A 12,614-nucleotide genomic window follows, 5' to 3' on the forward strand; every position below is an offset into this window, starting at 1 on the left:
CAGGAGACATGCCGATGTATCTGGACAAGTTCAAACTCGATGGCCGCGTGGCGGTCGTCACCGGCGGCGGCCGCGCGATCGGCCTGGCGATTTGCGAAGCGCTGGCCGAAGCCGGCGCCAAGGTGGTCATTGCCGATCACGATGGCGCTGTGGCCGAGCAAGGCCTGGCCACCCTGCGCAGCAAGGGCCTGGATGCAGAGTTCGTGCAGATGGACGTCACCGATTCGGCACGCGTCACCAGCGTTGCCGATACATTGAACGCGCAGTTCGGCAAGGTCGACATCCTGGTCAACAACGCCGGTATCGCCCGTAGCCAGACCCCGGCCGAAACGGTCACCGACGAGCACTGGCTCAACGTCATCGACGTCAACCTCAATGGCACGTTCTGGTGCTGCCGCGCGTTCGGCAAGCACATGCTGCAAAGTGGCGATGGCGTGATCGTCAACGTCGGCTCGATGTCCGGCTTCATCGTCAACAAACCGCAGGCGCAGGCCTACTACAACGCCTCCAAGGCGGCGGTGCATCACCTGACCAAATCGCTGGCCGCCGAATGGGGCGCACGCGGCGTGCGCGTCAATGCCGTCGCGCCGACCTATATCGCCACGCCACTCAATGCCTTCGTCAAGGAAGACCCGGCGATGTACGACGCCTGGATCGGCGGCACGCCGATGGGACGGCTGGGCGAAGTGGAAGAAATCGCCTCGGTGGCGCTGTTTTTGGCCTCCCCCGCCGCCAGCCTGATGACCGGCAGTATCGTGCTGGCCGACGGCGGCTATACCTGCTGGTAAGCCATGCAACCGACCAACGAGGCGATCTATATCGGCGTGGACGTGGGCACCGGCAGCGCCCGCGCCGGGCTGTTCGACGCGCGCGGCCAGTTGCTCGGCACTGCGCGCCATGCCATCCAGACCTGGTACCTGCCCGGCGAGATGGTCGAGCAATCTTCCGCAGACATCTGGCAGGCCTGCGTGCAGGCGATCCGCGCCGCGCTGGCACACACCGGCGTGGACGTCGCGCGGGTGGCGGGCATCGGCTTCGATGCCACCTGCTCGCTGGTGGCGGTGGCCGCCGATGGCAGGCCGGTGTGCATCAGCCCCAGCGGCCAGGCCGACCGCGATGTGATCGTGTGGATGGACCACCGCGCCATCGCCCAGGCCGCGCACATCAACGCCACCGACGAGCCGGTGCTGCGCTATGTCGGCGGGCAGATCTCGCCGGAAATGCAGACCCCCAAGCTGCTATGGCTCAAGCAGCACCTGCCCGACAGCTACGCACGCGCGGCGCATTTCTTCGACCTGGCCGACTGGCTGAGCTGGCGTGCCACCGGTAGCACCGCACGCTCGCTCTGCACGGTGACCTGCAAGTGGACCTACGTGCAGCACGAAGGCGGCTGGAGCCGACGTTACTTCGAACGCATCGGCCTGGCCGACCTGCTGGACGATGCGGCCGCGCGGATCGGCAGCGAGGTGGTGCCGCCCGGCACGGCGCTGGGCGAGGGGCTTTCGGCGCAGGCTGCCGACGAATTGGGCTTGCGTGCCGGCATCGCGGTAGGCGCGGCGTTGATCGACGCGCATGCCGGTGCCATCGGTACGCTTGCCAGCCCGTCCGCAGATGGCCAGCCAATGCCGCTCACCGCGCGGCTGGCCTATATCTTCGGCACCTCGGCCTGCGTGCTGGCCAGCACCCAGACGCCCTGCTTCACGCCGGGCGTCTGGGGGCCTTACGGCTCCGCACTGGTCCCGGGGCTATGGCTCAACGAGGGCGGCCAATCTGCGGCGGGCGTGGCAATCGACACCCTGGTGCGCTCGCATCCGGACTATGCCGACGCCAACGCACAGGCCACCGCGGCAGGCCAGGATGTGCTGCAGTGGCTGGAAGAACGCGTGCTGGCGCGCGTCGGCAGCGCGTCCCAGGCCGCCGTACTGGCGCGCGGGCTGCATGTGCTGCCGGACTATCTGGGCAACCGCTCGCCCGATGCCGACCCCAACGCTCGCGCCATGATCGCCGGGCTGACCATCGACCACGATCTGCAAGGTCTGGAAGCGCTGTACGTGGCCGGCGTCTGCGGCCTGGGCTACGGGCTGGCCGACATCATCGATGCGCTGCGCGCGCAGGGGGTGAGGTTCGACAGCGTGATCATGAGTGGCGGCGCCAGCCACAGCCGCCTGGTCCGCCAGTTGATGGCCGATGCCTGCGGCGTGCCGGTGCAGATCGCGGCCACCGCCGAACCGGTGCTGCTGGGCAGCGCAATGCTGGCCGCGGTGGCCAGCGGCGGCTTTACCGATCTGCCGGCAGCGATGTCGGCGATGAGCGGCCTGGGCGCGAGCACCACAGCGACGCCGGTGCATATCGCGCACCTGCATGCCGCAAAGCGACGCGGGTACCAGGCCATGCAGGCGCTGGACCGAAGCCTGCGCCATGAGATGGCGCAGCTGCCGGCGGACGACGACTGATACCTGCGACGCGCGATCCACCAGCGCCTGCCGGCAGTTGATGCAGGCATGCCCACCGGCGCGCCGACCGGGGGCGCTGCACCATCGCCCGCGACGCGAGATAGCGCAGGTGTTGGCAGACAACTCCTGACGCGTGCGTCGCGTGATCGGCGAAGCGTGCAGCGGTGGGCGAAGGCATGACGACCAGCGCGCCGATTGAGCGCACTGGACCGATAGCTGCGCTGCTGGGATGGCGCCGCTGCCGGACGACGACGCCTGAAGCACGCGTCACGCAATCAGTAAGCGTATGCAGCGCATCGACGTCGATGAAAACTGCCGACGCACTGCGGCGAGCAGCCGTCGGGCAGCGCATGCGATGCGCGGGAACCGGAGGGCATGCATGGCACACGGCGATGCAGCGCATGACGGCCAGACACGCGTCATCGAAGCGCCGTGATTCTGCTGATCGCGCTACAGGCCTCAAAACGCAAACAGCCCGCACAAGGCGGGCTGTCTGGACATCATCGGCCACCGCAGTGGCGGGTGACGATCAGTCGTCGTTCTTCGACATGTCTTCGTCGGCGACCACTTCGGCGGCGGCCCATTCCAGCGCTTCGCGCTCGGCACGCTCGCGTTCGGCCTTCTCGACTTCATCGATCAGGGCGTTGTCGATCCGGCGGGCAGCGATCTCGCGCAGCGCCATCACGGTGGGCTTGTCGCTGGCGTCTGCGTTTTCGATCAACGGCTGCACGCCGTTGGCGAGCTGACGGGCGCGCTTGGAGGCCATCATGACCAGCTCGAAACGGTTGTTCACGACTTCCAGGCAATCTTCTACGGTAATGCGGGCCATGCGGGCTCCCGGCGACCAGCAACGGCCGCGCATCGAATGAGGGAAAGGGGGCGGAGTGTACGCCGGCGTCGCTGGGCGGGCAACCGGCGGCCATTCAGTTTGCTTTGGAATCAGCCACTTGGACCACATCGACCAAACCGCACCGGAGCCCCGGTGCGCAGAACACCCCTGCAGGTCCGGCCGCTCAGCCGCCATCCCAGGTCATTCACACCTGCACGCATGCCGGTCGTCGACCTGCCGCGCTTGGCGTCGGAGCAACTGCTGCGGGCAGCGTGCATCACGCGCGTGCAAGCGCCCACCCGGCGGGCTCAGTCCAGCAATGCCTGGATGAGGCCGGCATGCCGCTGCTGCTGCGCCTGCCGACGCAGCCGGCTGGCGGTGAAGATGGCGCACATCTCCGAGACCGCGGTGTCGAAGGTCTCGTTGATTATTACGTAATCGAACTCTTCGAAATGCAGCATTTCTTCGCGTGCGGCGGCCAACCGCTGCGCCATCACGTCTTCGCTGTCCTGCCCGCGCTTGCGCATGCGCTCGTCCAGCGCCTGGCGCGACGGCGGCAGGATGAACACGCTCACCGCATCGGGCACTTTCTGGCGGACCTGGCGTGCGCCCTGCCAATCGATCTCCAGCAGCACATCGTGGCCGGCGGCCAACTGCGGCTCCACCGACTGCCGTGCGGTGCCCTTCCAGTCGCCATGCACCCGCGCATATTCGAAAAAGTCGCCCGCTTCGATCATGCCCTGGAACTCGTCTGCCGACACAAAATGGTAGTGCTCGGCATGCCGCTCGCCCGGCCGCGGCGCGCGCGAGGTGAACGAGATCGACAACGCGATCTTCGGGTCGCGCGCCAAGGTGGCGTTGACGATGCTGCTCTTGCCGGCGCCCGAGGGGGCCGCAACGATATAGAGGGTGCCGCGCATTTTAGGGAATAGGGAGTCGAGAATAGGGAATGGGGCACCGCGCGGAGCAAGCAGGCCGTGGGGAATCGTACCTGCTTTGACGATTCCCCATTCCCGATTGCCTATTCACGGCTATTCGATGTTCTGCACCTGCTCGCGGATCTGGTCGATCAGCACCTTCAGATCCACCGCGGCGTTGGAGGTGCGGCTGTCCACCGACTTGGAGCCCAGCGTATTGGCTTCGCGGTTGAACTCCTGCAGCAGAAAGTCCAGCCGGCGGCCGACCGGTTCGCGCTGCTTGAGCACGCGGCGGATTTCGGAAATGTGGCTGGACAGACGGTCCAGTTCCTCGTCCACATCGAGCTTCTGCAGCCACAGCACCAGTTCCTGCTCGGCGCGGCCCGGGTCCACCGGATGCGGCAGATCGGCCAGGCGTGCAGCCAGCTTGGCGCGCTGACCCTCGCGGATTGCCGGGATCAAGATGCGCACCTCGGCGGCGATGCGTTCGATCGCATCCACACGCTCGCTGATCGCCTCGGCCAGCTTGCCGCCTTCGCGCTCGCGCGCAACCACAAAACTGTCGACCACTTCGTCGAGCAAGGCCAGCGCCTGGGCCTGCAGCGCGGGCGCATCCACGTCCTGCACCTGCAACACGCCGGGCAGCTGCAGCAGATCGGTAAAGCCCACCTGCAACTTGGGAAACAGCCCGTCCAGCCGCGTGGCCAGCGCACCCAGTTCCTGCAGCAGCGATTCGTTGACCGCCAGCGTCTGTGCGTTATCCGGCGCGCGCAAGCGCAGCGTCAGGTCCAGCTTGCCGCGGCTGTTCTTGGCTGCCACGCGTTCGCGCAGCAGCGGCTCCAGTGCACGCAATTCTTCGGGCAGGCGCACGCCCACTTCCAGAAAGCGGTGGTTGACCGAGCGCAGCTCGCAACCAAGCGTGCCCCAGGGCGTGATGCGTTCGCCGCCAGCAAACGCGGTCATGCTTCGGATCATCGTGAATCCCGTGCCGTCAAAGCGCGAATGGTACCCTAGCCGCCCACACCGGCCGGCTGCTGCCCGCCGTGCATTGGCGCCAAGACCCACCTCCCGACTTCCGGACTCATCGCATGACCTTTTCCCGTCCCAGTGGCCGCATGGCCGATCAGCTGCGCCCGGTGCGCATCGAACGCTCCTTCACCCGCCATGCCGAAGGTTCGGTGCTGGTGAGCTTCGGCGACACCCGCGTGCTGTGCACCGCCAGCGTGGAAAACCGCGTGCCGAACTTCCTGCGCGGCAAGGGCGAAGGCTGGGTCACCGCCGAATACGGCATGTTGCCGCGCTCCACCCACACCCGCTCCGACCGCGAAGCCGCACGCGGCAAGCAGGGCGGGCGCACGCTGGAAATTCAGCGACTGATCGGCCGCGCCTTGCGCGCCTGCGTGGATCGCAACGCACTGGGCGAGCGCACCATCACCCTGGACTGCGATGTACTGCAGGCCGACGGCGGCACCCGCACCGCGGCGATCACCGGCGCCTACGTGGCGCTGGCCGATGCGGTGAACCTGCTGCTCAAGCGCGGCGACATCAAGAAGCATCCGTTGATCGGCGCCGTCGCTGCGGTGTCGGTGGGCATCTATCGCGGCGAGCCGGTGCTGGATCTGGATTACCCGGAAGACAGCGACTGCGACACCGACATGAATGTGGTGATGAACGATGGCGGCGGCTTCATCGAGCTGCAGGGCACCGCTGAAGGCCACGCGTTCCGCCGCGAAGAACTCAATGCGCTGCTCGCCCTGGCCGAAAAGGGCATGGGCGAACTGTTCGCACTGCAACGCGCTGCACTGGCCGGATGAGCCGGCGCATTGCCCTGACCACGCTGCTGGTCGCCGATTACGATGCGGCCATTGCCTGGTACACCGGCGCGCTGGGCTTCCAGGTGCTGGAAGATCGCGCGTTGGGCGACGGCAAACGCTGGGTGGTGATCGGCCCGGGCAGCGCGCAGGACGCCGGCTTGCTGCTTGCGCAGCCGGCCGACGCCGCGCAGCAGGCGCGCATCGGCGACCAGACCGGTGGGCGGGTGGATCATTTTCTCTACACCGACGACTTCTGGCGCGACCACGCGGCGATGCAGGCGTTTGGCGTGGAATTTCTGGAAACCCCGCGCGAAGAACCGTACGGCACGGTCGTGGTGTTCCGCGATCTGTACGGCACCAAGTGGGATTTGCTGGAGCCCAAGCAATGAAACAACTGGTCCTGGCCAGCGGCAACGCCGGCAAGCTGGAAGAACTGCGCGCGATGCTGGCCGCATTGCCGCTGCGCATCGTCGCGCAAGGCGAACTCGGAGTGGAGGACGTGCCGGAAACCGGCCTGACCTTCGTCGAGAACGCGCTGATCAAGGCACGCCATGCCAGCGCCGTCACCGGCCTGCCCGCGCTGGCCGATGACTCCGGCCTGATCGTCGATGCGCTTGGCGGTGCGCCCGGTTTGTACAGCGCGCGCTATGCCGGCAGCCCGACCAATGCGCAGGCCAACAACGCCAAGTTGCTCGATGCCATGCGCGATGTGCCCGCCGAACGCCGCAGCGCGCGTTTTTACGCGGTGATCGTGCTGCTGCGTCACCCGGAAGATCCGCAACCGTTGATCGCCGAAGGCAGCTGGGAAGGCGTGATCACCACGCAACCGCGCGGCGATGGCGGCTTTGGTTACAACCCGGTGTTCCTGGACCCGGTGTACGGCCTGACCGCAGCGGAAATGGACAGCGAGCTGAAGAACCGCCTGAGCCACCGCGCAGTGGCGCTGGCCACGCTGCAGCACAAATTGCACGCGCTCGCGCTGTAACGGACGATCTGACGCAGTGCCCGACCTGATCCCGCCCCCGCTCTCGCTCTACGTGCACCTGCCCTGGTGCGTACGCAAATGCCCGTATTGCGACTTCAATTCGCATGCGGCCAAGGGCGTATTGCCGTTCGAGGACTATGTGGATGCATTGATCCGCGACCTGGATGCGGATCTGCCGCTGGTATGGGGACGCGTGGTGCATTCGGTGTTCTTCGGTGGCGGTACGCCCAGCCTGTTTCCGGCCGAGGCGATCGACCGCTTTTTGCAGGCCGCAGCGGCGCGGCTGCGGTTTGCGCCGAACCTTGAAATCACCCTGGAAACCAACCCGGGCACGGCCGAACACGGCCGCTTCGAGCACTACCGCGCGGCCGGCGTGAACCGGCTGAGCTTCGGGGTGCAGACCTTCGATGATGTGGCATTGCAGCGGCTGGGTCGCATCCATGACAGCGCCGACGCCGAGCGCGCGATCAAGCTGGCGCAGGATGCCGGCTACGACAATTTCAACATCGACTTGATGTATGCGTTGCCCGAGCAGACGCTGCTGCAGGCCGAGCACGATCTTGAGCGCGCCTTTGCGCTGCAGCCCACCCACATGTCGCACTACCAGCTCACGCTGGAACCGAACACGGTATTCTTCGCACGGCCGCCCAAGGGCATTCCCGACGACGATGCGGCCTGGGATATCCAGGAACATTGCCAAGCGTTGCTCGCCGACGCCGGCTACGCGCAGTACGAAGTCAGCGCCTACGCCAAACCCGGGCGGCAGTGCGCGCATAACCTCAATTACTGGCGCTTTGGCGATTACCTGGGCATCGGTGCCGGCGCGCACGGCAAGATCAGTTCCGGCGCCGAGCAGCACGTGCTGCGTCGCTGGAAGCACAAGCACCCGCAAACCTATCTGGCCAGTGCCGGCACCGCAGCGTCGATCGGCGGCGATGAAGTCGTGCCGCGCGAGCGCTTGCCGTTCGAATACATGCTCAATCTGTTGCGGCTGCACGAAGGGTTTCGCCTGAGCGATTTCGAGGCATCGACTGGTCTGGCTGCCGCGGCCATCGCTGCGCCGGTGGCGCGTGCGGTGGCACAGGGGTGGTTGATCGAGCAGCACGGACGTGTGGTGCCCACCGAACTGGGCCGCCGCTTTACCAACGATGTGGTCGAACTGTTCCTGAGCTGACCGCGCACGCCGCCCTGCAGGCGTTGTCGGCAACACGCTGATACGACGGCTGGCAACGCTGCAGCTGTCAGCGCACGCTCCTGCCGACGCACACGCACAGACAGCGACGCATCGACTGCCAGCGCCCACAGTGTCGCAGGGCAGTGGGAAAACATGCTACATAGCTCACGCTTCGCATCGAGCCCACCCTCCCGGATGTCCACGCCCGTTTCTTCCCTGCAGACCACACTCAGCGGCCCGATCGCCGAGGCTCCCGTGTCCGCGCGCGGCCGTCGCCTGCTGGGCATGCTGCATGCGCACTGCGTGCAGGCGCTCAACGGCTCACTGCGCTTGACCATCGTCGAGCTGGAGCGCGAACTGCTGCACCGGGCCGAACATGCGCGCAACAGCCAGATTCAGGCCGATACCTACGCGCAGATGCGTGGGCTACGCGATCACATCGACCAATTCCCGCAGCTGTTCCTGCAGCACCTCGCGCAGGATCTGGCCCTGCTGCGCGAACGCCCCACGCTGGTGCCGCCCGCCGAGACAACGGCCCAGCCGCAGATGCTGACCCTGGTGGAAGACACCGATATCGACCGCGATATCGTGCTCAACGAGATCGCCCGCCGCGAAACGGCACGCCGTGCCGATGCGCTGCAATTGCTGGCGCAGCGGCTGGCGGTGATCGGCGCGGTGCCGGAGTTCGAGCTGGATGCCTTGCCGCTTGGCCCCTACGCGCTCTGCCGGATCCTGCGCGAGTGCGGCCAGCTGCTGGGCCTCAACCTGGATGGTCAACTGGCGCTGTACAAGGTGTTCGAGCACCAGGTGATGGACCGCTTGGGCGACCTGTACGAGAGCGCCAACGCCACGCTGGCGCAGGAAGGCATTCTGCCGGGGCTGATCTACCACCCGTATCTGGTCAGACCCACGCAGGTGCAGACACGTCGCACCTTGCCGGACAGCGCAGGCGCGCCCAGGAACGCTGCAACCTCCGGCACGCCCGGCGCCGCGCAACCCGGCGCGCGCCCGGCCACCGCATGGGCCGGCCAATCCGCGCCAACCGCATGGCAGAGCGCGCTGCTGGATCCGCACGGTACGTCCGCGAGTGCGCCCCCCGCAGCAACAACCGCGCAAGCGACCTCACCCGCGCTGGACGACGCCGCACACGCGCTGGACAGCCTGATGTCCTCGGCCCGCCAGTCGCAGGCAGCAGCCAGCGCTGGCATGCATCAGCGCGGCGCGCCGGGCAGCCTGGTGCAGGCCGCCGCTGCACAACCGTCTGTACAGCCCTCTGCACAGCCCGCTGCGCAGCCCTCCGGTCCTGCCCCGGTCAGCGTGCCCAAGGCCGCGCTCGGCGAGGCGCTGGCCAGCCTGCAAGGCGCGCTGGGCGCGCAGCCGGCTGCAGCGTCGCAGGCGTCCGGCATCGATGCGGTGCAGCGTCAGGTGCTGGCACTGTTACGCGCCGAGCACGGCGCGGATGCCGCACTGTCGCCGCAGGACAACGACACCTTCGATCTGCTCGGTCTGCTCTACGCGCAGATGCAACGCGAAGTGCGCGAGCACACGCCCGCGCAGGCCCTGCTCGCCAAGCTGCAGGTGCCGGTGGTGCGCGCCGCGTTGGCCGACACGCATTTCTTCGTGCGCGATCAGCACCCGGTGCGCGAGTTGCTCAATACCGTGGCCGAGTCCGGTGCGGTGTGGTTAGGGGACGACGACGTCGACCCGCAGCTGTTGCACAAGCTGGGCAGCGCAGTCGACACAATCGTCAACAACTACCAGGGCGACGAGGCGGTGTTTGCAACCGCCAACGACGATATCCAGACGCATCTGCGCAACCTGGCGCGCAAAGCCGAAGTGGCCGAACGCCGGCATGTAGATGCCGCACGCGGCAAGGAACGGCTTGAATCGGCCAAGCAGCAGGCGCAGGCGCGCATCGAGCAACTCTGCGAAGACAGCGCGCCGCCGCGCTTCGTGCAATCGCTGCTGCGCCAGGCGTGGTCGGACGTCCTCACGCTCACCCTGCTGCGGCAAGGCGAGCAATCGCCCGAATGGGACGAGCGCCAGGCCCTGACCGCGCGCATCGCCGAAGTCACCTGCCGCAGCAAGGGCTTGCCGACCGACATTGCGCTGGGCACCGACGTCGAAACCGCGTTGCTGCAGGTCGGCTATCACCACGACGAAGCGGCTGCGATCGCGCGGCGCCTGTCCACGCCCGGTGGCGACGATGCGCTCACCTCGCGCACCGAGCTCACCGCCAAACTCAAGGCGCGCGCGCGGCTGGGCGACCAGGGCGACACCTCCGCGCGCAAGCCGGCCATCACGCCGCGAACGCCGGACGAGGAAGCCTGCTACGTGCAGCTGGGCAGCCTGCCTTTCGGCACCTGGTTCGAATTTGTGATCAATCAACAAGGCGACCTGCGTCGGCAGCGCCTGTCCTGGTACAGCCCGATGACCGGCAACGCGCTGTTCGTCAATCAGCGCGGGCAAAAGCTCGGCGAGCAATCGCTGGATGGTCTGGCGCGGCTGATGGCCAGCGGCCAGGCACGCTTGCTGGTGGAAGAAAAATCGCGGCTGATCGATCGCGCCTGGCATGCCACCGTGCGCACGCTACGCAGTCTGGCTGGCCACTCCCCCACCGAGGCCTCCGCATGATCCAGGACACCCGCCGCGCCCCGCGCCGCCAGCCCAGCGACATGGTGCCGGTCGTCGACATGCTCAGCGACGCGCAGATCGGCCGGGTCGGCAATGTCTCCGAAACCGGCATGCTGCTGCTGGCCTCGGTTCCATTGCACGACGACGCGCTGTATCAGCTGCGTTTCAGCCTGCCCGAGCGCATCGGCCGCGCCACCGAAATCGATGTCGGCGTGCATCTGCTCTGGTCCGAAGCCGCACATGCCCCCGGTCAGGCCTGGGCCGGCTTTCGTTTTTTGAGCATGTCCGAGCCGCATCGCCTGCGTCTGCGCGCCTGGATCGCCGAAGAACACATGGTCGGCTGACCGATTCACAGGCTTTGCGGCAAACTTGCGCCCTGCCTTGCATCGCGACCGAGTTCCGCATGACCCAGCCTTCCATGAGCCGCCTGTATTCCGACCACCTACGCACGCTCAGCGCGCGCGCGGATGAAGCGCTGCAGCGCGGCGGCTTTGATCACCTGGTGGTGCCCAGCGGCACCACGCACTACCAGCTGTTCGACGACCGCGATTACCCGTTCGCGGTGAACCCGCAGTTCAAGACCTGGGTGCCGCTGACGCGCATCCCCAACAGCTGGCTGATCTACACCCCGGGCCAGCGCCCGACGGTGCTTTTCTATCAGCCGTTCGACTACTGGCACGTGGTGCCCGACGCCCCCAGCGGCTGGTGGGTGGAGCATTGCGACATCCACATCATCCGCACCCCGGACGAGGCCTTGAAGCTGCTGCCCGCGCGCAGCGCACGCTGCGCCATCCTCGGTGAAGCGCAGAGCGCATTGGGCGCCTATGTGCCGAACAACCCGCAGCCGGTCATCGATTACCTGGACTATCAGCGCGCCTTCAAGACGCCGTACGAACTGGCGCTGATGCGCATCGCCCAGCAACTGGCGGTGCGTGGGCATCGCGCGGCCGAAGCGGCGTTTCGCGCTGGCCAGAGCGAATTCGGCATCCACATGGCCTACTGCGCAGCAGTGGGCCAGGACGCCAACACACTGCCGTACGGCAACATCATCGCGCTCAACGAACATGGCGCAGTGCTGCATTACACCGAGCTGGGCCAACACGCGCCGCAACCGCTGCGCAGCTTTCTGATCGACGCCGGTGCCTCCGCAGACGGTTACGCAAGCGACATCACCCGTACCTACGCTGCCGACCCCGGCAGCGAGTTTCAGGCGCTGATCGACGCCGTCGATGCCGCACAGGTGCGCATGGGCCAGAGCGTGCGTGCCGGGGTGGATTACAAGCAACTGCATGTGGACGCGCATCTGGCCCTGATGGGCATCCTCAAGGATTTCGGCATCCTCACCGTGTCGGCCGAAGCCGCACTGGCCACCGGCGTCAGCGCCGCGTTCTTCCCGCACGGCCTGGGCCATCTGATCGGCCTGCAGGTGCACGATGTGGCCGGCTTCGCCGCCAGCGACCGCGGCGGCCGCATCGAACGCCCGGCAGGCCATCCGGCTCTGCGTCTGACCCGCGTCCTGGAACCCGGCATGGTGGTGACCATCGAACCCGGCGTGTACTTCATCGACATGCTGCTGGACGAAGTGAAAAAGAACGGCCACGCCGCCAGCGTCGACTGGCAGCGCGTGGAGCAGTTCAAGTCCTACGGCGGCATTCGCATCGAAGACGAAGTGGTGTGCACTGACAGCGAGCCGGAGAATCTGACCCGTCCGGTCTTCGCCGTCTCCACCTGAGTGCCCCTGCACACGCGATGTGACTGTGGGCCACCGCCAGGCATACATCGAGCGTATCGGTGCAAAGCGCTGGCGC

The 12,614-nt window shown here is 66.9% G+C and carries 12 protein-coding genes; 9 read left to right on the forward strand and 3 right to left on the reverse strand.

The features are described from left to right. Positions 1 to 8 precede the first annotated feature (8 nt). Both ACZZ0O_RS00795 and ACZZ0O_RS00800 read left to right on the forward strand, forming a co-directional pair. Positions 9 to 788, forward strand: a complete 780-nt coding sequence (locus ACZZ0O_RS00795; RefSeq protein WP_202974316.1) for an SDR family NAD(P)-dependent oxidoreductase — start codon at positions 9 to 11, stop codon at positions 786 to 788. A 3-nt stretch (positions 789 to 791) separates the two neighbouring features. Beyond that, positions 792 to 2,453, forward strand: a complete 1,662-nt coding sequence (locus ACZZ0O_RS00800) for an FGGY-family carbohydrate kinase (RefSeq protein WP_463591957.1) — start codon at positions 792 to 794, stop codon at positions 2,451 to 2,453. A 529-nt stretch (positions 2,454 to 2,982) separates the two neighbouring features. Here ACZZ0O_RS00800 and rpoZ read toward each other — a convergent pair. From rpoZ to ACZZ0O_RS00815, 3 genes are all read right to left on the reverse strand, one after another. Continuing rightward, a complete protein-coding gene (gene rpoZ, locus ACZZ0O_RS00805) occupies positions 2,983 to 3,282 on the reverse strand; it encodes a DNA-directed RNA polymerase subunit omega (protein ID WP_002812428.1) in 300 nt (99 codons plus the stop codon). A gap of 308 nt (positions 3,283 to 3,590) precedes the next feature. Then, positions 3,591 to 4,202 (reverse strand): guanylate kinase, encoded by a 612-nt coding sequence (gmk, locus tag ACZZ0O_RS00810; protein WP_055848600.1) that lies wholly within the window; start codon positions 4,200 to 4,202, stop codon positions 3,591 to 3,593. 111 nt (positions 4,203 to 4,313) lie between these two features. Then, on the reverse strand, positions 4,314 to 5,174 hold the full coding sequence (locus tag ACZZ0O_RS00815; RefSeq protein ID WP_115513780.1) for a YicC/YloC family endoribonuclease: 861 nt from the start codon (positions 5,172 to 5,174) through the stop codon (positions 4,314 to 4,316). 113 nt (positions 5,175 to 5,287) lie between these two features. On the opposite strand from ACZZ0O_RS00815, the gene rph reads away from it, so the two are divergent. The 7 genes from rph to pepQ all read left to right on the forward strand — a co-directional run bounded on the left by rph (position 5,288) and on the right by pepQ (position 12,538). Beyond that, complete coding sequence (gene rph / locus ACZZ0O_RS00820; protein ID WP_055848595.1) at positions 5,288 to 6,013, forward strand: ribonuclease PH; 726 nt, start codon at positions 5,288 to 5,290, stop codon at positions 6,011 to 6,013. After that, on the forward strand, positions 6,010 to 6,402 hold the full coding sequence (locus ACZZ0O_RS00825; protein ID WP_055848592.1) for a VOC family protein: 393 nt from the start codon (positions 6,010 to 6,012) through the stop codon (positions 6,400 to 6,402). The genes rph and ACZZ0O_RS00825 overlap by 4 nt, the downstream gene beginning before the upstream one ends. Continuing rightward, entirely contained in the window at positions 6,399 to 6,998 is a 600-nt protein-coding gene (gene rdgB / locus ACZZ0O_RS00830) for an RdgB/HAM1 family non-canonical purine NTP pyrophosphatase (protein ID WP_055848588.1), read from the forward strand. The genes ACZZ0O_RS00825 and rdgB overlap by 4 nt, the downstream gene beginning before the upstream one ends. Positions 6,999 to 7,014: 16 nt before the next feature. Continuing rightward, entirely contained in the window at positions 7,015 to 8,172 is a 1,158-nt protein-coding gene (gene hemW / locus ACZZ0O_RS00835) for a radical SAM family heme chaperone HemW (protein WP_115513781.1), read from the forward strand. Positions 8,173 to 8,457: 285 nt separating this feature from the next. Beyond that, entirely contained in the window at positions 8,458 to 10,806 is a 2,349-nt protein-coding gene (locus ACZZ0O_RS00840) for a DUF1631 domain-containing protein (RefSeq protein WP_463592527.1), read from the forward strand. Further along, complete coding sequence (locus ACZZ0O_RS00845) at positions 10,803 to 11,150, forward strand: PilZ domain-containing protein (protein ID WP_055848580.1); 348 nt, start codon at positions 10,803 to 10,805, stop codon at positions 11,148 to 11,150. The genes ACZZ0O_RS00840 and ACZZ0O_RS00845 overlap by 4 nt, the downstream gene beginning before the upstream one ends. Before the next feature lie 59 nt (positions 11,151 to 11,209). Further along, a complete protein-coding gene (gene pepQ, locus ACZZ0O_RS00850; RefSeq protein WP_463591958.1) occupies positions 11,210 to 12,538 on the forward strand; it encodes a Xaa-Pro dipeptidase in 1,329 nt (442 codons plus the stop codon). Positions 12,539 to 12,614 lie beyond the last annotated feature (76 nt).

The organism is Xanthomonas sp. AC360 (assembly GCF_979258225.1).

Coding starts and splice junctions, on each gene's coding strand:
- ACZZ0O_RS00795 (WP_202974316.1), top strand. CDS start 9: ATGCCGATGTATCTGGACAAGTTCAAACTCGATGGCCGCGTGGCGGTC.
- ACZZ0O_RS00800 (WP_463591957.1), top strand. CDS start 792: ATGCAACCGACCAACGAGGCGATCTATATCGGCGTGGACGTGGGCACC.
- rpoZ (WP_002812428.1), bottom strand. CDS start 3,282: ATGGCCCGCATTACCGTAGAAGATTGCCTGGAAGTCGTGAACAACCGT.
- gmk (WP_055848600.1), bottom strand. CDS start 4,202: ATGCGCGGCACCCTCTATATCGTTGCGGCCCCCTCGGGCGCCGGCAAG.
- ACZZ0O_RS00815 (WP_115513780.1), bottom strand. CDS start 5,174: ATGATCCGAAGCATGACCGCGTTTGCTGGCGGCGAACGCATCACGCCC.
- rph (WP_055848595.1), top strand. CDS start 5,288: ATGACCTTTTCCCGTCCCAGTGGCCGCATGGCCGATCAGCTGCGCCCG.
- ACZZ0O_RS00825 (WP_055848592.1), top strand. CDS start 6,010: ATGAGCCGGCGCATTGCCCTGACCACGCTGCTGGTCGCCGATTACGAT.
- rdgB (WP_055848588.1), top strand. CDS start 6,399: ATGAAACAACTGGTCCTGGCCAGCGGCAACGCCGGCAAGCTGGAAGAA.
- ACZZ0O_RS00840 (WP_463592527.1), top strand. CDS start 8,458: ATGCTGCATGCGCACTGCGTGCAGGCGCTCAACGGCTCACTGCGCTTG.
- ACZZ0O_RS00845 (WP_055848580.1), top strand. CDS start 10,803: ATGATCCAGGACACCCGCCGCGCCCCGCGCCGCCAGCCCAGCGACATG.
- pepQ (WP_463591958.1), top strand. CDS start 11,210: ATGACCCAGCCTTCCATGAGCCGCCTGTATTCCGACCACCTACGCACG.